Source organism: Agriterribacter sp., assembly GCF_035445465.1.
In the GTDB taxonomy this organism is placed as follows: domain Bacteria; phylum Bacteroidota; class Bacteroidia; order Chitinophagales; family Chitinophagaceae; genus Agriterribacter.
In genome coordinates this window covers 1-24,012 of sequence record NZ_DAOMQT010000039.1, presented here as the reverse complement: position 1 = coordinate 24,012, position 24,012 = coordinate 1, and the positions used below count along the sequence as shown (strand labels likewise).

General features: G+C 43.0%; 21 protein-coding genes. 11 read left to right on the top strand and 10 right to left on the bottom strand.

What is annotated here, in order from left to right; translation table 11 throughout:
- Positions 1 to 101 precede the first annotated feature (101 nt).
- The 3 genes from PLE34_RS16060 to glk all read left to right on the top strand — a co-directional run bounded on the left by PLE34_RS16060 (position 102) and on the right by glk (position 4,118).
- Positions 102 to 1,334 (top strand): isocitrate dehydrogenase (NADP(+)), encoded by a 1,233-nt coding sequence (locus PLE34_RS16060; RefSeq protein ID WP_324558586.1) that lies wholly within the window; start codon positions 102 to 104, stop codon positions 1,332 to 1,334.
- Between the two features lie 352 nt (positions 1,335 to 1,686).
- Positions 1,687 to 2,943 (top strand): aminotransferase class I/II-fold pyridoxal phosphate-dependent enzyme, encoded by a 1,257-nt coding sequence (locus PLE34_RS16055; protein WP_324558584.1) that lies wholly within the window; start codon positions 1,687 to 1,689, stop codon positions 2,941 to 2,943.
- Between the two features lie 164 nt (positions 2,944 to 3,107).
- Positions 3,108 to 4,118, top strand: a complete 1,011-nt coding sequence (glk, locus tag PLE34_RS16050; protein WP_324558583.1) for a glucokinase — start codon at positions 3,108 to 3,110, stop codon at positions 4,116 to 4,118.
- Between the two features lie 44 nt (positions 4,119 to 4,162).
- On the opposite strand, the gene PLE34_RS16045 is transcribed toward glk, so the two are convergent.
- The 8 genes from PLE34_RS16045 to PLE34_RS16010 form a co-directional block, all read right to left on the bottom strand.
- The gene (locus PLE34_RS16045; RefSeq protein ID WP_324558582.1) at positions 4,163 to 5,023 is read right to left on the bottom strand and encodes a universal stress protein; all 861 of its coding nucleotides are present in this window, start codon (positions 5,021 to 5,023) and stop codon (positions 4,163 to 4,165) included.
- Between the two features lie 178 nt (positions 5,024 to 5,201).
- Positions 5,202 to 5,648: an Hsp20/alpha crystallin family protein gene (locus PLE34_RS16040; RefSeq protein ID WP_324558580.1), complete on the bottom strand. Its 447-nt coding sequence runs from the start codon at positions 5,646 to 5,648 to the stop codon at positions 5,202 to 5,204.
- A gap of 228 nt (positions 5,649 to 5,876) precedes the next feature.
- Positions 5,877 to 6,881: an MlaD family protein gene (locus tag PLE34_RS16035; RefSeq protein WP_324558578.1), complete on the bottom strand. Its 1,005-nt coding sequence runs from the start codon at positions 6,879 to 6,881 to the stop codon at positions 5,877 to 5,879.
- Between the two features lie 6 nt (positions 6,882 to 6,887).
- On the bottom strand, positions 6,888 to 7,664 hold the full coding sequence (locus PLE34_RS16030; protein WP_324558576.1) for an ABC transporter ATP-binding protein: 777 nt from the start codon (positions 7,662 to 7,664) through the stop codon (positions 6,888 to 6,890).
- 6 nt (positions 7,665 to 7,670) lie between these two features.
- Positions 7,671 to 8,441 (bottom strand): MlaE family ABC transporter permease, encoded by a 771-nt coding sequence (locus PLE34_RS16025; protein ID WP_324558575.1) that lies wholly within the window; start codon positions 8,439 to 8,441, stop codon positions 7,671 to 7,673.
- A 95-nt stretch (positions 8,442 to 8,536) separates the two neighbouring features.
- Positions 8,537 to 10,204, bottom strand: coding sequence for a Na/Pi cotransporter family protein (locus PLE34_RS16020; RefSeq protein WP_324558573.1), 1,668 nt, complete (start codon positions 10,202 to 10,204; stop codon positions 8,537 to 8,539).
- Positions 10,205 to 10,278: 74 nt separating this feature from the next.
- Entirely contained in the window at positions 10,279 to 11,931 is a 1,653-nt protein-coding gene (glgP, locus tag PLE34_RS16015) for an alpha-glucan family phosphorylase (RefSeq protein WP_324558572.1), read from the bottom strand.
- Between the two features lie 22 nt (positions 11,932 to 11,953).
- Complete coding sequence (locus PLE34_RS16010; RefSeq protein ID WP_324558570.1) at positions 11,954 to 12,403, bottom strand: Hsp20/alpha crystallin family protein; 450 nt, start codon at positions 12,401 to 12,403, stop codon at positions 11,954 to 11,956.
- A gap of 229 nt (positions 12,404 to 12,632) precedes the next feature.
- On the opposite strand from PLE34_RS16010, the gene PLE34_RS16005 reads away from it, so the two are divergent.
- From PLE34_RS16005 to ruvX, 5 genes are all read left to right on the top strand, one after another.
- On the top strand, positions 12,633 to 13,862 hold the full coding sequence (locus PLE34_RS16005; RefSeq protein ID WP_324558568.1) for a phospholipase D-like domain-containing protein: 1,230 nt from the start codon (positions 12,633 to 12,635) through the stop codon (positions 13,860 to 13,862).
- A gap of 113 nt (positions 13,863 to 13,975) precedes the next feature.
- On the top strand, positions 13,976 to 14,608 hold the full coding sequence (locus tag PLE34_RS16000; protein WP_324558567.1) for an RNA methyltransferase: 633 nt from the start codon (positions 13,976 to 13,978) through the stop codon (positions 14,606 to 14,608).
- Between the two features lie 41 nt (positions 14,609 to 14,649).
- A complete protein-coding gene (locus PLE34_RS15995) occupies positions 14,650 to 15,576 on the top strand; it encodes a UbiA-like polyprenyltransferase (RefSeq protein WP_324558566.1) in 927 nt (308 codons plus the stop codon).
- Between the two features lie 115 nt (positions 15,577 to 15,691).
- Positions 15,692 to 16,873, top strand: a complete 1,182-nt coding sequence (locus PLE34_RS15990; RefSeq protein ID WP_324558564.1) for a CPBP family glutamic-type intramembrane protease — start codon at positions 15,692 to 15,694, stop codon at positions 16,871 to 16,873.
- A 635-nt stretch (positions 16,874 to 17,508) separates the two neighbouring features.
- Positions 17,509 to 17,925 (top strand): Holliday junction resolvase RuvX, encoded by a 417-nt coding sequence (gene ruvX / locus PLE34_RS15985; RefSeq protein ID WP_324558562.1) that lies wholly within the window; start codon positions 17,509 to 17,511, stop codon positions 17,923 to 17,925.
- 11 nt (positions 17,926 to 17,936) lie between these two features.
- Here ruvX and PLE34_RS15980 read toward each other — a convergent pair whose 3' ends face one another.
- Positions 17,937 to 18,836 carry an SMP-30/gluconolactonase/LRE family protein gene (locus PLE34_RS15980; protein WP_324558561.1) on the bottom strand — a complete coding sequence of 300 codons (900 nt, stop codon included), beginning with the start codon at positions 18,834 to 18,836 and terminating at the stop codon, positions 17,937 to 17,939.
- 212 nt (positions 18,837 to 19,048) lie between these two features.
- Here PLE34_RS15980 and PLE34_RS15975 point away from each other — a divergent pair, with 212 nt between their 5' ends.
- The 3 genes from PLE34_RS15975 to PLE34_RS15965 all read left to right on the top strand — a co-directional run bounded on the left by PLE34_RS15975 (position 19,049) and on the right by PLE34_RS15965 (position 22,370).
- Complete coding sequence (locus tag PLE34_RS15975) at positions 19,049 to 19,954, top strand: nucleotidyltransferase family protein (RefSeq protein ID WP_324558559.1); 906 nt, start codon at positions 19,049 to 19,051, stop codon at positions 19,952 to 19,954.
- 151 nt (positions 19,955 to 20,105) lie between these two features.
- A complete protein-coding gene (locus tag PLE34_RS15970) occupies positions 20,106 to 20,975 on the top strand; it encodes a DUF6089 family protein (RefSeq protein ID WP_324558557.1) in 870 nt (289 codons plus the stop codon).
- A 204-nt stretch (positions 20,976 to 21,179) separates the two neighbouring features.
- Complete coding sequence (locus tag PLE34_RS15965; RefSeq protein ID WP_324558555.1) at positions 21,180 to 22,370, top strand: acyltransferase family protein; 1,191 nt, start codon at positions 21,180 to 21,182, stop codon at positions 22,368 to 22,370.
- Between the two features lie 286 nt (positions 22,371 to 22,656).
- Here the strand turns inward: PLE34_RS15965 and lhgD are convergent, their stop codons facing one another.
- The gene (gene lhgD / locus PLE34_RS15960) at positions 22,657 to 23,877 is read right to left on the bottom strand and encodes an L-2-hydroxyglutarate dehydrogenase (RefSeq protein WP_324558554.1); all 1,221 of its coding nucleotides are present in this window, start codon (positions 23,875 to 23,877) and stop codon (positions 22,657 to 22,659) included.
- Positions 23,878 to 24,012: the final 135 nt, after the last annotated feature.

Sequence of the window (24,012 nt, the reverse complement as noted above, 5' to 3'; positions counted from 1 at the left end):
ACCCCGCCCATTTCCCAACTTTCCGGGTTCAATATTTTCAAATCAGGAATCAGGATGTACATTTGCCAACAATTATATACTATAACCTTAAAAAATCTGGCATGGCAGAAAAAATTAAAGTGGCTAATCCGGTGGTTGAACTGGATGGAGATGAAATGACAAGGATCATATGGAAATTTATTAAAGACAAGCTGATCCTGCCTTATCTTGACATTGACATTAAATACTATGACCTGGGTATTGAGCACCGCGATGAAACCAACGACCAGGTAACTATAGATGCTGCCACTGCCATTAAACAATACGGCGTTGGCATTAAATGCGCCACCATTACGCCCGATGAAGCAAGGGTTAAAGAGTTTAACCTGAAACAAATGTGGAAAAGCCCTAACGGTACTATCCGCAACATACTGGATGGTACGGTTTTCCGCGAACCCATTGTAATGAAAAATGTTCCCAGGCTCGTAACCAACTGGACGGCGCCTATCATTGTTGGCCGTCATGCTTTTGGCGACCAGTATCGTGCAACCGATACCGTAATCAAAGGCAAAGGTAAGCTCACCATGACCTTCACTCCCGAAGACGGCAGCGCACCTGAAGTTTTTGAAGTGTTCGATTTTAAGGGCGGCGGTGTGGCTCTGAGCATGTACAATACGGATGAAAGCATAAAAGGCTTTGCCCGGAGCTGTTTCAACATGGCCTTGAGCAAACAGTGGCCGTTGTATCTTTCTACAAAGAATACCATCCTTAAAAAATACGACGGAAGGTTCAAGGATATTTTCCAGGATATTTACGAGCAGGAGTTTAAAGCACAGTTTGAAGCGGCAGGTATCGTATATGAGCACCGCCTTATTGACGATATGGTGGCCAGCGCCTTAAAATGGAACGGCAATTTTGTATGGGCCTGTAAAAATTATGATGGTGATGTGCAAAGTGATTCTGTTGCGCAGGGATTTGGTTCCCTGGGTTTAATGACATCGGTACTCGTTACTCCCGATGGTAAAACGCTGGAAGCGGAAGCTGCACACGGAACCGTTACCCGCCACTACCGTGATCACCAGGCCGGGAAACCCACTTCCACTAACCCTATTGCTTCTATTTTTGCATGGACCAGGGGACTGGCATTTCGGGGGAAGTTAGATAATAACCAGCAGCTTATTGATTTCAGTCAGGCGCTGGAAGCAGTATGCATTGAAACCGTAGAAGGCGGAAAAATGACAAAGGATCTTGCCATTTGTATACATGGCAATAAAGTAAAGCTTGGTGAGCATTATCTTAATACGGAAGATTTCCTGGAAGCTATCAATAATAATCTTTCAGCAAAGCTGAAATAAAACGGTCATCCGGTAAGTCGCTAAAAAAGATTACCAGTATTTTTTATGATAAATATGCCGCAGGTTCACCTTTTTTGTTTGTGAACCTGCGGCATATTAGCAAGCACATTTATAAATGAATGGCAAGCTGCCCAAACAGGGATCAGGCAACCCATCTGCTCTGTGAATAAAATACCGCAAGGCTTTCCTGTAAAGGGTTTCGTTGCAGTTTTATTTTTTTTGTGCACCGGAACAGTGCAAAAATCTTACCTTCGCGTCATTCCATCTTGCCAGCAGTACTCCATATTACCTAACCTGTGAGAATGACTATCTTTGCACCGCTTTTTTATTATTGTTTTAATTACATTGTTGTATGGCTGATATTTTTGAAAGACTAACAAAGAACTACGGCCCTTTGGGCCAGCATCGTGAACGTGCGCATGGCTATTTTGCTTTTCCGAAATTAGAAGGAGACATTGGCAGCCATATGACATTCCGGGGAAAAGATATGATTGTATGGAGCCTGAACAATTACCTTGGGCTGGCTAACCATCCTGAAGTGCGAAAAACGGATGCGGAAGCTGCTGCAAAGTTCGGGCTGGCCTTACCCATGGGCGCCCGCATGATGAGTGGTAATACCCGTTATCATGAACAATTAGAAAGAGAACTGGCCGGGTTTGAGCAAAAGGAAGATGCTATTTTGCTGAACTACGGCTACCAGGGTATGGTAAGCATTATAGATGTATTGTGCACCCGTCATGATGTGATCGTTTATGATGCGGAGAGCCACGCCTGCATTATTGATGGTGTACGGTTGCACGCGGGACAAAGATTTGTTTTCAAGCACAACAATATAGCCGACTTTGAAAAACAGTTGCAGCGTGCCGAAGCTTTGGTTAAAAAGCAGGACGGTGGGGGAATACTGGTGATTACGGAAGGAGTATTTGGCATGGCCGGCGATCAAGGCAAATTAAAAGAGATCACCGCGCTTAAAGATAAATACGCATTCCGGTTACTGGTAGATGACGCGCACGGTTTTGGCACCTTAGGTAAAACCGGCGCTGGAGCAGGAGAAGAGCAGGGCGTGCAGGATAAGATTGATCTTTACTTTTCTACTTTCGCCAAATCAATGGCTTCTATAGGCGCTTTCGTTGCCGGCGACAAACCCATCATTGACTATATCCGTTATAATATCCGCAGCCAGATCTTTGCCAAAAGTTTACCCATGCCTTTGGTGCTTGGCAATCTTAAACGGCTCGAATTATTACGCTCACATCCCGAACTAAAAGAGCAGCTATGGAAAAACGCGCTTTCTCTTCAAAAAGGACTGAAAGATAAAGGATTCGATATCGGCCATACAGATTCCGTTGTTACCCCGGTATACATGAAAGGTGGTGTGGAAGAAGCCACCGCCATGGTAATGGATCTAAGGGAAAACTACGGCGTTTTTTGTTCCATTGTAGTATATCCCGTTATTCCCAAAGGACATATTATTTACAGGCTCATTCCTACTTCCACCCATACACAGGAAGATATTGAACGAACGCTGAATGCATTTGAAGAAACCAAGAAGAAATTAGATATCGGGCTGTATAAAGTTGCAGAAATTCCTGCTATGGCCGATATGTAAGGAAAAAAACGATTTCAGCGAAACCGGGCTGTCTAAAAAGTAATATTTTGCCACAAAGCCGCGAAGACACGAGAAAAATAAAGCCCTGAAGATCAGAACTTAGTGGCATATTTCCTAAACCGGCCCTTTTAAGACAGCTTTATTTTTCTTTTCAATTTCACAACATGCTATTACCCTTTTCTCAATCTAACCAGGCTGTTAACGGAAGCCTTGTATTTGCCGGCGATGTAGGTGCTACAAAAACCAACCTCGCTTTATACCGGATAGAAAATAATAACTACCACTTGTTGCAGGAAGCGAAGCTGGTGTCGAAAGACTATGATAACATTACAGAACTTATCCGGGAGTTTACCGCACATGCCCCGCAACCGGATGCCGTTTGCTTTGGCGTTGCCGGGCCGGTATTGAACGGGCATGCCACGTTGTCTAACTTACAATGGGAGATAGATGTAAAGGAAATTACGGCACAATACCCGGCGGCTAAGGTTCATCTTATTAATGACCTTAAGGCAACGGCTTATGGTTTAGCGGTGCTTGGAGAAGAAGATGTGAAAACTATTCACAAAGGCAGTGCAATGCCGTTAGGAAATGCTGCTGTAATAGCGCCCGGCACAGGACTTGGTGAAGCAGGTCTGTATTGGGATGGCAGCTATTTTCATCCTTTTGCAACAGAAGGAGGCCATGCCGATTTTGCGGCCAGGAACAGCTTTGATTTTGAATTATATACTTTCCTGCAGCAGCAATTTGGGCATGTGAGCTGGGAAAGATTGGTTTGCGGTCCGGGCATTGTAAACATTTACCATTTTTTGAGGGATGTAAAAAAAATAGAAGAGCCTGTGTGGCTGACACAAAAGATGCGCAACGCCGATATGCCTGCTGTTATCAGCGAACATGCGGAACAAAGCTTGCTTTGCAAAACAACCATGCAGCATTTTGTACGCTACCTGGCTTACGAATCGGCCAACTTAGTATTAAAGCTGAACGCCACGGGCGGACTGTTTATAGGTGGAGGTATAGCGCCACAGATCGTTCATCTTTTGGAGAACGATGGATTTTATACTTCTTTCCGCCAGAGCGGGCGACTGAATTTTTTATTAGAGAAGGTTCCGGTAAAAATAATATTAAATACAAAAACGGCATTGCTCGGAGCGGCTTATTATGCAGCAACGCAATGATCCGTATACTTTCGAAACGCACATAAATACTAGCCTGCAATTACTCATTCCTCTCCTTTCCTGTTTGCCGGAATAACCAGCAGCGGAATGGTGGTATGATACGACATCCTCCTGGTAACACTTGGGTGAAATATCCTGTCCCAAAGGCTTCTCTGGTAAGTGATCATTGCCAGTATATCTATATCCTGTTCTTTAATATAGTCCTGCAGCGTATCCTCGAACTTACGCCCGGACAGGTGATTCGTAACAACGGATTCTGTATTAAGCTGTTTCTTTAGCTTTCTTTCATAATCTGCCATATTCATGCCGTGCTCTAAAAACAAAGCGGCGTCGGCAGTATCTTCATCAGTAAATATTACGGCATGCAAAGTGGTTTTAAAAGCATCTGTCAAACCGGTTATCGGTTCCAGTACATCCCTGTCTTCCTCGAAAAAGCTGGTTGCCAATAAAATCTTTCCGGGAACTTTCCAGTTATACTCGTAGGGAATAACCATTACAGGTACACTGGTTTTGCCTGTAAGACCGGCTGTTTTGCTGCCCCATATCCTGTCCTTCAGCCCGTTTATTCCAAAAGTGCCCATTACAATAAGATCAACGCCTTTCTCTTCGCTTAGCTGCAGTATATGCTCGTCTACTTCGCCTTCCCTGAGAAAAGTCCGTATTTCCACCAGTTCCGTTTCCGCAATGCTGGCCTTCACCTGGTCTAATTTTTCCTGTGCTTCTTCCAAAACAGCGCTGTATTTTTCCTGAATAAGATCCGGACGTTCACTATATAAGCTGTCTGTCCGGTCTACCACATGAAGCAGGTTAATTTCAACCGCGCAAAATTTAGCCGTTTGTACTGCAAAATTCAAAGCATTAACTGCACATGAAGAAAAATCGGTCGGTACAAGTATTTTTTTCATTATTGCTTGAAGTTTTATTTTCTACCTGATTCATACAGATACGCTGAAGACAATAGTAGCATTTATTAAACATAACGCAATTGCTGCTGTATTATGAAATTATGATTTTTAACTCAAAAAAAAGCGCTGCCACACACTTAAAGCAGCGCTTTGGGGGAACCGAAACAAAACCAAATGCTTATTTTACCGCGATTTGTTTCTTTACGGAATTCATCTTAAGCTCTTCCTTCCTGGGAAGAGAAAGGTTCAATACGCCGTCGGTATACTTTGCTTCTATTTTATCCCTGTTTACATCGTCGGGTAAAGTAAAGCTGCGGCTAAAAGAAGTATAATTATATTCCCGTCTGGTAAATTTTTTTTCCTTTTCTTCTTTATTTTCTTCCCGCTCCGAACCAACGGTAAGCATATTGCCGCTGATATCAATCGTAAAATCTTCCCGTTTCAGCCCCGGTGCCGCCAGCGATACATTGTACCCGTTTGTATCTTCTGTAATATTCACAGACGGCATGGTAAGCGAACGTCCAAAAAAGCCATCGCCTTTGGTAAACCATTCATTCCATGGTTTAAAAAAATCATCAAAAACGGAAGGTAAGGCAGTACTTCCGCTTTTTACTAATGCAGACATAAAAAACCTCCTTGTTTTTTAGTTCAAAAAAATTGATACAGAAAAAAATCATACCAAACTTACGCTGAAGGAAGACCTTTAACAAAGACTTTAATCAGTACCGGAGATGAGAAAAATCAATACCAGGGGTTATGGGTTTAATTCGCATGCGTATTTCAAACAGGCGGTATTATATATTCCTTAATAAAAAATAGCAGCGCTGGTAATATGCTGAACCCCGGAAAATGATTACTGCGTTTTTGTTTTTTGTAACGCTTCTTTTGCCTGCTTTTTTTCAAGCTTTCTGAAATATCCACGAACTAAGAAGCTATGTTTCATCCCTTCCATTACTTCGTTAAAGTTTTGGGTACTTTTCTGAATATTGTCCAGGCTAACATTAATGGATTTAACTATGGCGGAATCCTTAAGCAAAGCGTTAACGGCGCCTTTCCCGTCATTAATATCATGCTTAAGTCCATTGGTAACCAGGGAAAGCTCCTTCGCCAGTGTATCTGCCTGTCCGGCAACCTGTTTGATCCGTACTATGGCCTGGTTCAGGTTTTCTGCAAAAGAAGTATCCGTTAATATAGCGCCCAGCGACCCCTTTCCGCTTTTTACATCCAGCACCAATCCGTCTAAATCATTCACCATCGTATTTGCCTTAGCAGTAGCCGACCTTATATTTACCATTGACGCGCTTAAATTCCGCGACAGCGAACTGTCGTTTAATAATGCCCATAAAGCAGCGCTGTTATTTATCCGCAACAAAGTGCTTTTGAGCTCGGCGGCAACTACAGCAAGATCATTGTTTGTTCCGGAAAGCGTGTTTACCATGTTATCCAGGTCAGGCGAGACTTGTGTTGCCAGGATATCGCCCGGAGCAATAAGATCTGCATCGCCCGGTACCGGCACAATGTTGAGTACTTTGTTTCCCATTAATCCATCTGTTGCAATCGTAACGCTTGCATTTTTACGGATATACTGTTTCATTTCATTCTCAATGAGCAGCTCTACTTCAACGCGTCCGTCTTCCAGGATATAAACCTTCTTTACCGTACCTACCTGTATCCCGGCATATCTTACATTGTTCCCCGGCGTTAATCCCTGCACATTTCTGAAATGGGCTTTTACCGCAAACGTAGAACCAAAGAGATTCCTGTTTTTGCCTATCATGTATAAAAGCAGGATCAGAAAAGCCAGTGCGGCCAATACAAATGCACCCAGCTTGAGATTTGAAAATGATTTTTTTGCCATAACAATTTATTCAAAAAATGCTTTTATCGCAGGATCTTCCGATTGTATCAGTTCAGCGTATGTGCCTTCCCTGTAGTTCCGTCCGTCTATCAGCATAACCACCCTGTCTGCCACCATGCGCACGCAATTCATATCATGAGAAATGATCAGGGAAGCCGCATGATATTTTTGCTGTACTTCTTTGATCAGATCAATGATCTCCCTGCTGGTAATAGGGTCCAGCCCGGTAGTGGGTTCATCGTACAGGATAATAGCCGGCTTTAGTATCAATGTTCTGGCCAACGCTATCCTCTTGCGCATACCTCCCGACAGTTCTGCCGGCATCATATCAATGGTATGCGCCAGCTTAACATCCTCCAATGCATCCTTTACCAGTTGATCCACATCTTCATGCATTAGTGTAATGGAATGCCGCCTCAGTGGAAATTCCAGGTTCTCCCTTACCGTCATTGAATCGTATAAGGCATTGCTCTGGAAAAGAAAACCGATTTTCATCCTGATCGCGTCTAAGGCTTCATCGTTCAGATCCGGAATACTTTCACCCAGCACCTCAATAGCGCCGCTGTCGGGCTTCAGCAAACCAATAATACATTTGATCAGCACCGATTTACCAGAGCCCGATTTGCCCAATACTACCACATTTTCACCACTATGTAAGCTAACGCTAAAATCAATAAGCACCTTATGGCTGCCAAATGATTTGTACAAATTGCGAACTGCCATTACTGCTTTACCCTGTTCGGCATTTTGTGCCGGCCTTTCTTTGTTTTCCGTTGTATGCATACCCTTTTAGTTCAGTCCCAGTACACCGGTTACCTGTACTGCAATAAGATCAATGATAAATATCAGCACAGAAGACAGCACTACAGCCGAATTGGCCGATTGCCCCACGCCCTCTGTTCCCTTTTTGGAATAATATCCTTTATAGCAACCTACTATTCCCACGGCAAAGCCAAAGAAAAAGGATTTCACAAAAGCAGGCAGCACATCGCTAAAGGAAAGATTCCTGAATACTTTTGTCCAGAAAAGATCAAAGCTGGTAACACCGCTCATATTTACCCCCAGGTAGGTTCCGTATAACGCTACTGCATCACCCAGTATAACGAGCAGGGGCAACATAAAAGTAGCGGCTAATACTCTTGTTACCACCAGGTATTTAAAAGGATTGGTACCGGATACTTCCATAGCGTCTATTTGTTCGGTTACTTTCATAGAGCCCAGTTCCGCGCCAATGCTGCTGCCAATTTTTCCCGCAAAAATAAGTGCGGTAATAACCGGGCCAATTTCCCGAACAATAGCAATACCTACCATGGCAGGCAATTGTGATTCAACGCCATAATCTATCAGGAAGGGGCGTATCTGCATCGTTAACACCAGACCCATAATAAAGGTAGTGAGCATAACCAGCGGCAGGGATTTATAGCCTATGATAAAGCACTGCCTCAGGAATTCGGTTATCTCGTACGGGGGTTTAAACCATTGAGAAAATAACCTGCCGGTAAAACGGGCTATCTCCCCCGTTTCTTCGAAAAATTTTTTCCAGAACTGGGAACGCAACATGCCTTAAAAATAATCAAATATTCTATGTGGGCATCAGCAACCTTAAAGTATCAGGACACAATTGTATGATTGCGGCATTTGTGTTTGTATCTTCTCTATCGTATGAAACCAGGCAATTCGTCAAAGTAATCTTCTTCATTGCCTCGCAGAAGATAATCCTTCAGGGCAAAAACAACTGATTTTTCGGCGGTATACATTTCCCGGTTAAAGTTAACAATGGTAGAAAACTCAACTTCATTTACATTTTTTAAAACACTTTCGCGGTACAGTTCACGGAGCGTTGTGTTGTAGCCTTCCTGTGTAGTGCTATAAATGGAACTGAGTTGCTCAAAATTAGACGGAATTGGGTCCGCACCCAGCAATGCAATGGCCCGTTCAATAAAATTACCAACTCTTTTCTTTGTACGCAGGTAAAACTCAAATTTCAGATCATTGGATGATTTTTTCAACTGATCTATATCCGGCAATGCATCTTTGATATTTTTAGCTGCATACATGCTGTTGCGGAAAGAAGAAATCAACTGATGAATGCGGGATTGTTGTTCCTTGTCTGCAGTGGCATTCTGAAGCCGGATGGAATAGGTTTGAACCTCACCATGAAGATGCTTGATATATTCATATTTTCCCGGGAGCTTTTCCGGTTCAAATAAAGGGCTAAGAGAAAATGGATTATTTTTTCCGGCTTTACAGTCAAACGCATTGAGTGAGAAAATGCAAACATGATAAATAAAATGCTGTGCTTCCTTTTCCAGGGCAAGCATCGCAAGTTCGGTATCTGTTACTTTTACTTTATGAATATAAGCTGTTTCGTTATCGGTACTTATAAACCGCTTTTCCAGAAATCTTCCGAAGATTTCCAAAAAGGGATAGAAAATGATAATGCCGGTGAGGTTAGTGAGTGTTTGGAAAAAAATCAATGCTATCAGGTTATCATGAATGCCTATAACGCTGGTAATTAATTTATTTATAGGTCCAAGAAAAATGAATATCAGCAATGCATTAACAACATTGAACAGCAGGTTTCCCAACGCCACTCTTTTTTTAACGGCTACGCCTTTCACCGAAGCAAGTACGAGCTTAACTGTTGTTCCTATTTCCGAACCCAGCACAATTGCCATCGCCGCAAATAAACTTATTGCATTTACGTGTAATGCACTCAGCACGATAGCCACTGTAGCTGAACTGGACTGGATCAGCGAGGTAATCAGTAACCCTACCAATAGAAAAAGGATGGCAGGTTTTTCATTTAATATACTCAGATCCAGTTGCTGTACCGTTTGTTCTATACTGGTACGGATAAAACTTAATCCAAAAAAAAGAAAGCCGAAACCCAAGAAAAACATACACCAGTTGTGCCAGCGGCTATCCTTGCCAACCAGCATCATTGCTATACCTGCTATACCTATAACCGGCAATGCAAAACTTTCTATGTTCAACTTAAACCCTAAAGTAACAATGATCCAGCTGCTTACAGTAGTTCCCAGGTTGGATCCCAGCATTATCGCCAAAGCGTTATGCATGGTTATTACGCCGGCGCCTGCAAAGGCCAGTACCATTAAATTAACAACCGAACTGCTTTGCAGAACTGCGGTAACTATTGCGCCTCCGGCAATAGCCGCAGGCTTATTTGACGTCTTTTTTTTGAGAAACAGCTTAAAAGACCTGCCAGTGAGGCTTTTTAACGCCTTTTCCAGGAAATGCATGCCAAGTAAAAAAATGGCAATGCCTGCAAGCAGTTTCCAGGTATCAGGAGTAAATAACATAGCGCTAAGCTAAGGAGAAATCGGGTTAACATACTCAACACTCCCGGCTCCATGCTGCAATGTATTGAGCATTACTATGAGGTATTGTATAGGCGTTCGTAATACTCAGCAGCTAACCTGTTGCTTCCGAAAGCGGGAACAATGTCTTTCATACCATTTTTAATGATGCCGAGCCAGCGGTCGGGATCATTATAGTACGTGGGAATTACTTCCTGTTCAAGCAACTGATACAGGCTGGCGTTATCTTTTTCATCCTGCAGGTAGTCAGGCAATGCAGGGTTGCAGGAAGGGATTACAAAGGCATTTTGCTTATCCCTGGCAAACTCGGGAAACCATCCGTCCGGAATGCTAAGGTTTACAGCGCCATTCATGGCGGCCGACATACCGCTGGTTCCGGACGCTTCACGTGTGATGCGGGGAACATTTAACCAAACATCGGCTCCTCTTTTTAAGAGCATGGAAAGCTTTAGTTCATAGCCCACCAGTATGGCGCAATTGGAATAGGTTTTGCAGAGATTGGCAATCCTGTCGAATACCCCAATGGCCGCATAATCCATAGGATAAGGTTTGCCGGCCCATATAATTTGCACCGGGCGTTCTGTATTGGTAACCAGCCGGTGAAAACGTTCCATATCATACAAAAGCAGGTCGGCCCTTTTATAACCGGCAAAGCGCTTTGCAAAAACAATGGTCAGCACACGCTCATCATATATTTCTCCGCACTGATCGGCAACAACTTCAAATAGCTCATGTTTGGCCTGTTGCTTTATCCTTCGCAATGCGTTATCATCCTTTTTAGCCAGCGCGCTGTACAGTTCATTATTATGCCAGTATGAGAAATCCTGGGCATTGGTAACAGACGTGAGGTTATTGATATTTTTCTGCCCGGACCACATGGCCTGTAATGTTTTCAGATGTGCCTTTGAAACCGCGTTGCACCTTCCCGAAAGCCTTATGGCGGTTAAGGTGTGATCAAGCATATTCCCTTCAACTTTTGCAATCGCTTTTATTTCGGCAAGCGGTATATCGCCAAAAAAACTCATTTTATCCAGCAGCGCCAGAGGGGTTTTTTTATTGCCCGCCTCTTCCGGTGTATGGTTGGTAAATACAACCTTCTTTTTCAATGCTTCCGTATCACGAACCTGGTTGTACAAATAAAAATACAGGGGTAATGCATGTGATTCGTTTAAATGATATACATCAGGGATCCAGTTCAGCTTTTCCAGGAGTTTGGCGCCCCCAACCCCTAATAAAATGGAAGCAGCAACCTGGGTTTCAGGATTGGCATCATACAATTTGTGCGAATTGGTTTTAGAGAGATAATCATTTTCGGGTAAATCTGCAGACAGGAGAAAAACCGGAGCGGTTTTAAAGATCTCCGGAGGCAGGTACCAGGCGGTTACCCATACATCGTGTCCCGATATTTTAATAGTAAACTTAATTTTTGTTTTTTTCAGGAATCCATATACTTTTTCCTGGAACAATACGTCCATACACTGATCGCTTTTGCGGACCTGGTCGTAGTACCCGTATTTCCAGAGGATACCGATCCCCACCATATTTTGCTTCAGTTCCCATGCGCTGCGCATATGTGAGCCGGCCAAAAACCCCAGCCCGCCCGAATAGGTCTTCAATGGCTGATGTATGCCAAATTCCATACAGAAATAGGCAACCCGCTTTGAAAAATTAGGATCAATCCGGTAAGGATGCTGGAATGGGAAAGACATGGACTTTATTACGAACCTTTATTTAATAAACAATTATCCTTTCAACCGTACAGGCGTCTTCGTAATCGGCTTTAGGAAAATCGAACCGGAGAACCCCCGCTTTATATTCTGCCCTCACAAAATCGGTATCAATATATTTGGGTAAATCTATAGCATGCTCAAAACAGTCATAACCCTGTCCGTGCAATGGATACCCGGAACGCTCACCGGCATCGCAGGCAGGGGATATGCCATAAATATTGAGCTTTCCGCCTTCAATTGTAACAATAAAGTCTTCTTTATTATACCCGGGTGCCTTAACTTCAATACAATAATACCCCGGGTTTTCGCTGATGTTTACAGCAGGCTTAAAGCCCTCAGCAGCGGTTTCCCTCAACTGCTGCATCACCTTTGTCCAGTTATACGAAGGAGGATGATATGCTCCCGGGTATTCATGGGATTCATTTTTTCTTTGATTGCCGAATGAGATCATATGAATGAGGTATATAATGGATAATGATTGCAGGTATGCCCCTACATCTTTTCTGTTTATTTTAATGTACCACACGCTAAACCAGGCACTCACAGGTATGCAATTGTACGGTATTTTACAAAAACAAAGCATGACTACCGTCCTGAATGTTACTGACCTTTGTCATCAATCCATTTTAACCGGTATTAAAGGTTTGTAATAAAATCTATATTTACAAAAAGACTGCATTTTGAAAAACGGGCCTTTTGCCGGCGCCAGCACAAAACAACAAAAGCGCCGGCCTGTTGAAAAAAAGCGGCTCAGCGCCGGATATACCATGAATAATAATGTAAAATTTATTCGTGGCGGCGCTGCGTATTTTAACCGGATGCTGCAAATGATTGACGAGGCGAAGCACAGCGTACACCTGCAGACTTATATTTTTGATGACGACGGTACCGGAAGTTTAGTAGCAGATGCGCTGAAAAATGCCGCGAAAAGAGGTGTTAAGGTGTATATGATGCCCGATGGCTACGCATCTAAAGTACTATCCCGGCCGTTCATCCGGGAACTCAGGTTGGCGGGGGTGTATTTCCGTTTTTTTGAACCCCTGGTCAGGAGCAAATATTTCTATTTTGGCAGGCGGCTGCATCATAAGATCATAGTAACCGATACACGATACGCCATGGTGGGCGGATTAAATATTACGGAACGGTATAACGACCGGCCAGGCTATAAGGCATGGCTGGATTTTGCCGTATGGGTTGAAGGAGAGATCGTAAAAGAATTATGTACGCTTTGCTGGAAAACATGGAAAGGGTTTCCGGCAAAAACAGGCGCATTGCCCTGCGAACAGGAATACCTGCAGGCGCCATCCATACCCGGAGCTTCAAGCCGGGTGCGCATGCGCATTAACGACTGGGTGCGCAATAAGCACGAAATATCACGCAGCTATATTGAAATGCTCGAAACTGCACAATCACATGTAGTTATTTTATGCAGCTATTTTTTACCCGGTGAAACGTTCAGGAAAAAGCTTTCGCTTGCCGCAAAAAGAGGGATAAAGATCAAAATTATTCTTGCCGGCCTGTCGGATATAAAACTGGCAAAATATGCCGAAAGATATATTTATGACTGGTTGTTGCGGAACGATATAGCTATTTACGAGTACCAGGGAAATGTGTTGCATGGGAAGGTGTCGGTTTGTGATACCACGTGGTTAACCATTGGCTCCTATAACATTAATAATATCAGCGCTCATGCCAGCATCGAATTAAACCTTGATGTACACGATGAAAATTTTGCCGCCGGGGTGGAAAAAGTATTTGAAGATATTATTGAAAAAGAATGCATCCATGTAACAAGAGCAATGCTTGTTCAAAAACGCAGCCTCCTGAAGCGCTTTATATGGTGGTGCTCTTATCAAACCGTTAAGGGACTGATCTATCTTTTTACTTTTTATTTCAGGAAAAAGAATTAAAGGAATACAAAGCATCAGGGGCTAAGTCACAAACCTGAATCATAAGAGCCAAAATCACAAAAGACAAATAAAAAATTCAAATCCGAAGTATAAAATCTTAAATCCGAAGCAAAATGCAACCGGAAATCACGAACGATAAACCACAAATTATAAAATCCGATCCCAATTATCTTTGCGCTATGCGAAAATTAAGCATGCATGAGCTGAACCGCAAAACCGTGGAGGAGTTCAGGCAGTCTGATAAAAACCCTTTTACTGTTGTGCTCGATAATATACGCAGCATGCATAATGTAGGCAGTGTGTTCCGTACGGCCGACGCGTTCCTGGTTGAATCTGTTTGCCTTTGTGGCTATACGCCGCGGCCGCCACACCGGGATATTCATAAAACGGCTTTGGGCGCAACTGAAACCGTGCATTGGGTGTATTATGCTTCCACGGTGGAAGCGGTGCATGCATTAAAGAAAGATGGATATGCCATTTGGGCAGTAGAGCAGGCGGAAGGCAGTGTGGCATTAGACAAACTCAACCGGACAATGCTTGCAGGGAGCGGCAATATGCAAAAAATTGCTGTAATATTTGGTAACGAAGTGAGTGGGGTAGCTGAGGGCGTATTGAAGCTTTGTGATGGCTGCATTGAAATTCCCCAGTCTGGCATGAAGCATTCTTTAAACATATCGGTAGCTGCGGGCATAGTGTTGTGGGAACTGGCAAAGCTGGTGAAAAAGGGTGAAATAGCCCTAAAATAGCAGGGCCGTTAAATTACCTTTTCTGTTCATAACTTTGCAGCATGGCGCAGGTTAAAAATTATCTTTCCCTTATTAAATTCTCCCATACCATTTTTGCAATGCCTTTTGCAATGATTGGTTTTTTCCTGGGGGTATATTATTTCCCTCTTGGTAACCAATGGAGTTTGGGCAGAACGATTGGATGGGGGCAGGACATTACTAATTTTATTTTGTGGAAGGAATTAATAGTGAAATTTATTCTTGTTATCTTTTGCATGATCACTGCCCGCAGCGCCGCTATGGCTTTTAACCGTTATCTCGACAGGAGCTTTGATGCCAGGAACCCGCGTACTGCTATCAGAGAAATTCCTGCAGGTATCATTAAGGCCAATCATGCATTGTGGTTTACTGTATTGTCCTGTATATTGTTTATGATCACCTGTTTTTTTATCAATACGCTATGCTTCTTTTTGGCGCCGGTAGCACTGTTTGTAGTATTGGGCTATAGTTATACCAAACGTTTTACACCTTTATGCCATTTGGTACTTGGATTAGGATTAAGCCTTGCGCCTATTGGCGCTTACCTGGCGGTTGCCGGCCGGTTCGACTGGTTGCCCTTGCTGTTTTCCTTCACGGTGCTATTTTGGGTGAGTGGTTTTGATATCATTTATTCACTGCAGGATGAAGAGTTCGATAAGTCGCAGCAGCTCTATTCCATTCCCGCTGCATTGGGTAAAAAAAGCGCATTGCGGATATCCGAGATATTACACCTGCTATCCGCATTACTGGTTATAACAGCAGGTCTATACGGCCGGTTTGGCGTGTGGTACTGGGTAGGCGTTGCGGTATTTATTGGTATGCTCATCTACCAGCATTCCATTGTAAACCCCAATGATCTGAGGAGGGTGAATATTGCTTTCATGACTGCCAATGGTATAGCCAGCGTAGTATTTTCTTTTTTTGTGATCGGGGATATTTTTTTTCGATAAAGCGCAGGCAGCATATCCCGTTTCAGCCATTGTGCTTAAAATTTTGGGTGCAACCTGAAATGTCCGACATTTATGGATCAGCAAAGGTTGGCTGATACCCTAAATACCCCTTTTCATGACAATCCCGGCATCTTTCAAAAAGTCGCTGATCACTTCCGGAGTATATACCGCTTTATTGTCGCTGATTTTTATGCTGTTTTCCTGGAAACACCATCCGGCTGCGGATATCTTTATCGCATTACCTTATTTTATTGTATTGTATTTTATGCTCTTTTCGCTGGGTAAGCCTGTGGTGTCGGACCGGTTGAGGAAAAGTATGAAAGCGGATATTCGCCTGATATTCCTTTTCCCATTGCTGCTGGCGCTGCTGTATTTCAGTTATGTAGGGTTTAATCAACAAAATCCTTTGCAGGGTACGCTTTTTCTCGTGCCTTATCTTCTCTTTTTTCCGGTAATGGCATTTGCCGCAAGAACAAATACGGGCGCAAAGTTAGACTGGCTTGATTTCGTGGTTTTTGTGCTGTTCTTTTTTCCTGTAACGCTTATAGATGCCAAACCTTCTGGCAATCTTCCTTTTAACGGCGGGGGATTTGATTCGGTTTACCGTATAACGGTGATGCTTGCAGCGGTTTTTGCTTTTGTAACGGTGCGGCATATACGGGATGTGGGTTTTTATCCTGTATTTAAATGGAAATACCTCTTTACCGTAGTATGGGTATGGCTGGCCTTTTATGCTTTTGTATTTATTATTGGGTTGGCGGTTAATTTTATAAAGCTTAAAAATGAAGATGCGGTTCATATTTTCATTACCTCGAAGGTTGCCAGGTCGTTGCTGTCTGTTTTTTTACATACCGCTCTTTTTGAAGAACTGGTTTTTCGCGGGTTGCTGCAAAATATGCTGGCTAAACGCATCGGGCAGTTGGGTTCATGGAAAACATTCTGGATGTGGGGGTTGGCAATTCTTACGGCAGTTTCACTGCTTACCGGCTACGCGTTAAACGGTAATATGCAATGGTTCCCGGCGCTGGTTACGGTATTGTTATGTGCCGTGGCTTATGGTATGGAAAGAACGGGTAAAACCAAAATGGGTGTTTATACGGCGCTCGCTATCACCAGTGTTATTTTTGGGTTGGTGCATGCGCATGCAGGGTCCATTATTTTTGTTGGGCTGGCAAGCATTGGCGGCTGGGCCTACGGATACGTATACATTAAAACCGGTAATGTTTTTTACGCGGCACTTTTGCATGCGTTGGTCAATACTACTCCTTTGCTGTTCGGGCTGGAACTGGCTAAATAAAGCGATCAGCATTTTTGACGCTGGTTTTAAATAGTGTGCTGAAAAAAAGCACATAGCCACAATAGGACCATAGAAACACAATAGAGAATGCAAAACTTGTGTATTAAAAAATGCATTAACCACATAGCCACAGTAGAAAACATAGGAACACAATAGAGAACACAAAAAACCATGTGCGCCTATGTGCCTATGATCCCATGTGTTCAAAGAAAAAACACATAGCCACAATAGGACCATAGAAACACAATAGAGAATGCAAAACTTGTGTATTAAAAAATGCATTAACCACATAGCCACAGTAGAAAACATAGGAACACAATAGAGAACACAAAAACCTATGTGCGCCTATGTGCCTATGATCCTATGTGTTCAAAGAAAAAGCACATAGCCACAATAGTACCATAGGAACACAATAGAGAATACAAAACCTGTGTGTTAAAAAATGCATCAACCACATAGACACAGTAGAAAACACAGGAACACAATAGAGAACATAAAAAACTATGTGCGCCTATGTGCCTATGATCCTATGTGTTCAAAGAAAAAGCACATAGCCACAATAGTACCATACAAACACAATAGGAAATGCAAAAACTTATGTATTAAAAAAATACAATACACCCTATCTTCGCATCATGCCACGCATACTCGCTATTGACTACGGGTTAAAACGAACCGGCATTGCCGTTACCGATCCATTGCAGATCATTGCCACCGGTTTAACTACTGTTGAGTCTCCCAAACTTATTGATTTTCTGAAAAGCTATTTTGAACGGGAACAGGTAGAAAAAATAATTATAGGGGAGCCCAAAAATCTCGATGACTCAGATACACACGCCACCATATTGGTGCAAAAAGTAGTTGAAAAAATAAAAAAGGCTTTTCCCGGCATGCCTGTTGAAAAAGCAGATGAGCGGTATACCTCTAAAATGGCGGTACAGGCTATGATAGACATGGGAATGAAAAAGAAACAACGCCGCAATAAAGCCATAATTGATGAAATTGCGGCTACTATTATCCTGCAGGAATATTTACACCATAACCACGGTTAGCTTTATTTACCTTATTCAGTGATCATTCCTGTATAAAACTCAGCAGGCACCCCTTTTACTCCCGGTTTTACCGAAAACAATCCACCACTTAACGGGTAAGCCGCCAGTTGCGCTTCCGATAATTCTCCCCGGGCGGTAGTAATGTACAATGTGTCTAAGTCTTTTCCTCCAAAAGCAACGGAAGAAACGTTCGGCGCGGGCACTTCAATTTTTTGCAGTAGCCCGCCTGTCTGCGGATCAAATCTGCCCACCGCGTTAGCGCCCCAGAGCGCTGCCCATATTTTGTCCTCTGCATCCAGCGCGATGCCATCGGGCGAGCCGCCGCCTTCCGGTATCGTTACTACTGTTCTTCTGTTGGTAATGGATCCATCTGCATCATTATAGTTAAAAGCGTCTATCCTGCGCAGGTGGCTGTCAACATAATACATTGTTTTCTTATCTTTCGTCCAGGCAATACCGTTAGAAACGGTAACGTCATCCAGCATCTTATGCACTGTTTTATCCGTATTCATCCGGTATAACGAAGCTACTCCTTCTGTAAACCGCAGGTGCATGCTGCCCACCCAGAACCTCCCCGAAGGATCGCATTTGCCATCATTAAAACGGATATCGCTATGGGTAATGGGGTGGGCAATGAATTGTAACGTGCCTGTTTGGGTATTAATGAAATGAATGCCATTTTGCAGGGCAACCAAAGCGCCGCCGCTTTTTACCGGAACAACCGTGCCCACTCTTTCTTTTACCAAAAAAGATTGATTTTCTTTGGTAACGGGGTCGTATATATGAAGCGTTCTGCCTTCTATATTTACCCAATACAATTTATTTTCTGTGGGATGCCATAATGCGCCTTCACCAAGCTGCGCCCTGGCGTCTATTTCAAGCGTTACTTTTTCTGAATAGGGGTAATACATAGTAAAGAGATAAAGGGTTTACTGGTATTGCTGCCGCGATAAAAATAAGGAAGAAACGCTGCATTATTTCATTAGTTAAATATATTAACTATATTAACTATCATCGGTTAACCCTGGTTTAGCGTTAATTCTTTATTTTCGCACATGTTTGAAGAATGAAAGGAAAAAAGGAATAGTATATCAAGTTAAGTTTAACAGCAAAAAACATACGGATGAAACCTACATTAGTAATTATGGCAGCGGGGATGGCCTCCCGGTATGGCAGTTTAAAGCAAATACAACGGTTCGGTCCTTCTGGTGAAACGATCATGGATTATTCTATTTATGATGCCTGCCGTGCAGGGTTTGGCAAAGTGGTATTTATTATCAGGAAAGAATTTACTGAAGATTTCAAAGCCATTTTTGAACCTAAGCTCAGAGGAAAAATTGCTATTGATTATGTATTCCAGGATATGCAATCATTTGCAGAAGGCTACGATATACCCGCAGACCGGGCCAAGCCCTGGGGAACGGCACACGCAGTTTTATGTGCTTCCCCTGCGGTACACGAACCTTTTATTGTAATTAATGCCGATGATTTCTACGGCCGCGATGCTTTTGAAAAGGCATACCGGTTTTTGACAACGCAGGCAAATGATCATGTGTTTGGCTTAATCGGATACGAATTAATTAAAACGCTTTCAGATAACGGTTCGGTTAGCCGGGGAGTATGCAAAGTGGATGCTTCCGGGAACCTGGTAGAAATTGCGGAACGTACAAAAATATACCGCGATGGCGGCAAAATTGTATATGAAGAGGATGGCAATAAAACGGAGGTTCCTTCAGATTCAAAGGTTTCTATGAATTTCTGGTGCTTTACGCCCTATGTTTTCAGTATCTGCAAAGAAATGTTTAACACATTTTTACAAAAAAACATCAACCAGCCTAAAGCCGAAATATACGTGGTGGATGTGGCCGCCGAGTTCATTAAAATGTCCGATAATGCTTTAAAAGTTATTCCTACCCGCGCCGAATGGTTTGGCGTAACGTACAAAGAAGACGCTCCGGGTGTGGAAAACAATATTAACGCATTGGTTACTAAAGGTGAATATCCTCAAAGCTTATGGGGAACTGTTTAAAATATACCTGAAAATTAAGTATACCCGGTATTGCAGAAGCAGAAAAAAATAAAAATGGCATTGTTTTTAGAGCTGTTACTGTTTTATTTCCATGTCACTTAATTTTTACCCAACTTGTGCGTTATTATACCGTATCTCTAAAAGAATGCCTTTGAAACAAATATTTATTTTAGCATTATTGCTAAGCACCTCTGCTGTATATTCCCAGGGAATATTAAAAAATGTAAGCATAGAAGCTTTTGGTGGCTTTGCCAATTACCAGGGTGAGCTACAGGAAAGTACCTACACTTTTTCCCAGTCGAAGCCTGCGGGTGCATTAGGCGCGAGCTACGCTTTAACCGATAAGATTTCCTTAAGAGGGCTTATTACCTATGGTAATATCCAGGGTGCAGACAGCTATAGCAGCAATTTGCAGCGCCGCCAGCGTAACCTGAGCTTTTATTCTAAAATATATGATGCCAGTCTTGCCGGCGTATACGAATTCTTCGATATTATGGAGAAAAGGTATACGCCGTATGTATTTGCAGGGGTGTCGGTCTTTAATATGGGACCTTATACTTATGATTCATTAGGCAAAAAAATAGGTTTGGGTAATTTGAGTACTGAAGGACAGGGGTTGCCCGAATATCCTGACAGGAAAAGAAGTAGTAGCCAAAATATTTCTATACCCTTTGGTGGGGGCATACGCTTTGCCGTTACCCGTAATGTTTCCTTAGGCTGGGAGTTCCGGTTCAATAAAACATTTACCGATTACTTGGATAATGTGAGTACCAAATATGTTGACCGTAATATCTTACTGGCTGCCAGGGGTCCGAAAGCCGTTGAAATGGCATACCGTGGCGGCGAACTGAAAAACGGCAACCCTGTTTATCCGGCGGAAGGAACGGTAAGAGGAAACCCGAAAACCAAAGACTGGTATTATTTTTCAGGGATTACAGTCAGCTTCAGGCTGTTTAATGACCGCGATTTTAACCGTGGCAATGCGGGAAAGGGGATACCCTGCCCGAAGAATGTATATTGATGGGGTGGTGTAGGGTATAAGGTGTGGGGTGTAAGGTGCGCATAACTAAATTGCCGGGATTGCGGTTTTGTTTCAACGTATATTTCTACTTTTAATAGCCTTATTTTACCCTTCTTTTCCAACTCCTCAATTCCCGGCGCTGCCTTATTTTATGCATTTTCATATTAACCGGGCAGTATCATTGCACAAAAACCTGCTCTTTCATTGCTGAAGAATCAAAAAGATATGCTGCTATATGACAGTATAGCCGCGAGTGAGCCCCGGAATACTAAACCCGTTAGCTGCCAATTTTACTATATGTTGCTGCAATCCAACCGGCTTATTTCGCTCGATGCCCTGCGAGGTTTTACCATAGCTGCAATGATTATGGTAAATTTCCCCGGGAATGAACAGTATGTGTATTTTACACTCCGTCACAGCAAATGGAACGGGTTATCCTTTACCGATACCATTGCACCGGTCTTTCTTTTTGTAATTGGTGTTTCTATTGTGTATGCGTATACAAAAAGGTTAACTGACGGCACGGCTAAAAGCAGCTTATATAAAAAGATCGTCTTCCGTTCGCTTAAAATATTTGCCGTAGGCATGTTCCTTAATCTTATGCCTGAATTTGATTTCAGCAATGTGCGCTGGACAGGAACACTGCACCGTATTGCCCTGGTATTTATGTTTTGTGCTGTACTTTTCCTTAATACCAACTGGAAACAACAGGCATGGATAGCCGTTGTTTTGCTTGTGGGCTACTGGCTGGCATTAACGCTTATTCCTACCCCCGGCGTTGGTAAAGTAATGCTGGAACCGGGCGTGAACATCGTGGCCTGGGTGGACAGTAAGTACCTGCCGGGTAAAATGTGGCAGGGTACCTGGGATCCCGAAAGTATCCTGAGCACCATACCTGCTATTGTGAGCGGCATTACGGGTATGCTTGCGGGGCGGTTAATGATCAGCAGGTTTAGCCCCGGTGAAAAAGTTAATTATCTTATGACGGCAGGGCTTTTTTCAGCTATCGCCGGATATTTCTGGGGATTGACTTTCCCCGTAAATGAGAATCTGTGGACAAGCTCTTTTGTGCTGGTAACTTCGGGATTGGGTGCTTTACTGCTGGGCGCATTGTATTTTATAGTGGATATACGGGGATATAAAAAATGGGTACGTACCGGCGTTATATTTGGCGCCAACGCTATTGCGGTATATGTGCTGGCAGATGTGCTGGCTTTATTTTTTTACAGGGCCGGATTTGGCGGACTGCCCCTTAATGAGCTGGTGGTTAATGAACTGGTGCAGGCAGGGATGCAACCCGAACTGGCAAGCTGGGTATATGCGTTGTTTTTTGTTGCCATTAACTTTGTTCCCGCGTATATACTTTACCGGAAGAAGATATTTATCAAGTTGTGATTCACAATAGCAAGAAAAAAATTATGTGCGCCTATGTGCCTATGATCCTATGTGTTAAACAAAATATGCTAACCACATAGACACAGTAGAAGCATAGGAACACAATAGAAGGAAGCAAAATCCTATGTGCACCTATGTACCTATGATCCTATGTGTTAAACAAAAATATGCTAACCACATAGACACAGTAGAAGCATAGGAACACAATAGAAGGAAGCAAATATCTATGTGTATCTATGTCCCTATGATTATGTGTTGACAGGAGACAAATCCCTATGTGCATCATCTATGAAAGATGGAATTGGGTTGTTGCTATTTCCTGTACCGCGCTACCAATAGCCAGCGCGGCAGTGGCCGCCGGCGAAGGGGCGTTCAGCACATGAATAGCGTTATGCCCTGCTTCAATCTTAAAATCATCTATCATATTGCCTTCACGCGAAAGTGCCATGGCACGTACGCCTGCGCGGCCGGGTATAATATCTGCTGCAGTTAAGGAAGGTATCAGTTTTTGCAGGCGTTTCAGGAAGTAGGATTTTGAAAAAGCGCCCCGGTATTCATCTAATCCAAAGCGCCAGTGTTTAGCGAAGAATTTCCAGGTGCCGCCATACGATAATGCCGCGGCTGTATCCGTTAAACTAAAAGCGGTTTTGCTGTAGCCTTCTCTTTTAAATACAAATACGGCATTGGGACCGCATTCTACACTATCATCTACCATTCTTGTAAAATGCACGCCAAGAAACGGGAATTGCGGATTAGGTACCGGGTAAACAAGATTTTTTACTTTGCTTCTTCCTGTCTCGCTCAGATCGTAGTAATCGCCCCGAAAGCCAACAATAGCCGTATCCGTTCCGGTTCCTTCTTTTTGGGCTATGCGGTCGCTTTGCAGCCCGGCACAGGCTATTATATATTTCGCTTCAAAATTTTGCCTGTTGGTTTTTATAATGGTTTTGTTGCCTTCCTTTATAAAATCCTTTACTTCTGTGTTCAGGAACACTTTGCTGCCTTCAAATTTTTCCACTAACAGTTCAGCTAGTTTCTCCGTAAAGCCTGCATAATCTATAATGCCTGTGCACCCTACCCATATACCGGCAATGCCTTCGCAGTAAGGCTCAATATCTTTTATTTCCTGAGCTGTTATCAGCCGTATATCCTCCACGCCGTTAGCTATTCCGTTCTGGTACACTTTGTTCATGTGCGCCAGCTCATCTTCCTGTGTTGCCACAATTACTTTACCGCAGATATCATGTTTTACACCGTATTCTTTTGCAAAAGCTACCAGTTCCCTTCGCCCGTCCACACAGTTTTTTGCCTTGTAGGATCCGGGTTTATAGTAAATGCCCGAATGGATTACGCCGGAATTTCTCCCGGTTTGATGTGCCGAAACACGGTTCTCTTTTTCTAATACTGCTATTTTCAAATGCGGGTGCCGGGTGTTGATCTTATAAGCTGTTGCCAGTCCTACACATCCGCCCCCAATGATAACAATGTCAAATGATATTGTATCCATAGTTATATCGTGTCTTAATTTCAGGGCGCAAGTTACCGGAGAAAAGTTAATTGATTTGAAATTTGATATTTGACATTTATTTGTGCATGCCTAAAATAGGTTGACAAAAAACAGTCACTTATGATGAGGCAAATT

Bases quoted from the DNA above. Each gene is read 5' to 3' on its own strand.
- PLE34_RS15990 (WP_324558564.1), top strand. From the start codon at position 15,692: ATGACAATCCCGGCATCTTTCAAAAAGTCGCTGATCACTTCCGGAGTA.
- PLE34_RS16040 (WP_324558580.1), bottom strand. From the start codon at position 5,648: ATGTCTGCATTAGTAAAAAGCGGAAGTACTGCCTTACCTTCCGTTTTT.
- ruvX (WP_324558562.1), top strand. From the start codon at position 17,509: ATGCCACGCATACTCGCTATTGACTACGGGTTAAAACGAACCGGCATT.
- PLE34_RS15980 (WP_324558561.1), bottom strand. From the start codon at position 18,836: ATGTATTACCCCTATTCAGAAAAAGTAACGCTTGAAATAGACGCCAGG.
- PLE34_RS16055 (WP_324558584.1), top strand. From the start codon at position 1,687: ATGGCTGATATTTTTGAAAGACTAACAAAGAACTACGGCCCTTTGGGC.
- PLE34_RS16030 (WP_324558576.1), bottom strand. From the start codon at position 7,664: ATGCATACAACGGAAAACAAAGAAAGGCCGGCACAAAATGCCGAACAG.
- glk (WP_324558583.1), top strand. From the start codon at position 3,108: ATGCTATTACCCTTTTCTCAATCTAACCAGGCTGTTAACGGAAGCCTT.
- PLE34_RS15975 (WP_324558559.1), top strand. From the start codon at position 19,049: ATGAAACCTACATTAGTAATTATGGCAGCGGGGATGGCCTCCCGGTAT.
- PLE34_RS16010 (WP_324558570.1), bottom strand. From the start codon at position 12,403: ATGATCTCATTCGGCAATCAAAGAAAAAATGAATCCCATGAATACCCG.
- PLE34_RS16035 (WP_324558578.1), bottom strand. From the start codon at position 6,881: ATGGCAAAAAAATCATTTTCAAATCTCAAGCTGGGTGCATTTGTATTG.
- PLE34_RS16045 (WP_324558582.1), bottom strand. From the start codon at position 5,023: ATGAAAAAAATACTTGTACCGACCGATTTTTCTTCATGTGCAGTTAAT.
- PLE34_RS16060 (WP_324558586.1), top strand. From the start codon at position 102: ATGGCAGAAAAAATTAAAGTGGCTAATCCGGTGGTTGAACTGGATGGA.
- PLE34_RS16000 (WP_324558567.1), top strand. From the start codon at position 13,976: ATGCAACCGGAAATCACGAACGATAAACCACAAATTATAAAATCCGAT.
- PLE34_RS16025 (WP_324558575.1), bottom strand. From the start codon at position 8,441: ATGTTGCGTTCCCAGTTCTGGAAAAAATTTTTCGAAGAAACGGGGGAG.
- glgP (WP_324558572.1), bottom strand. From the start codon at position 11,931: ATGTCTTTCCCATTCCAGCATCCTTACCGGATTGATCCTAATTTTTCA.
- lhgD (WP_324558554.1), bottom strand. From the start codon at position 23,877: ATGGATACAATATCATTTGACATTGTTATCATTGGGGGCGGATGTGTA.
- PLE34_RS15995 (WP_324558566.1), top strand. From the start codon at position 14,650: ATGGCGCAGGTTAAAAATTATCTTTCCCTTATTAAATTCTCCCATACC.
- PLE34_RS16020 (WP_324558573.1), bottom strand. From the start codon at position 10,204: ATGTTATTTACTCCTGATACCTGGAAACTGCTTGCAGGCATTGCCATT.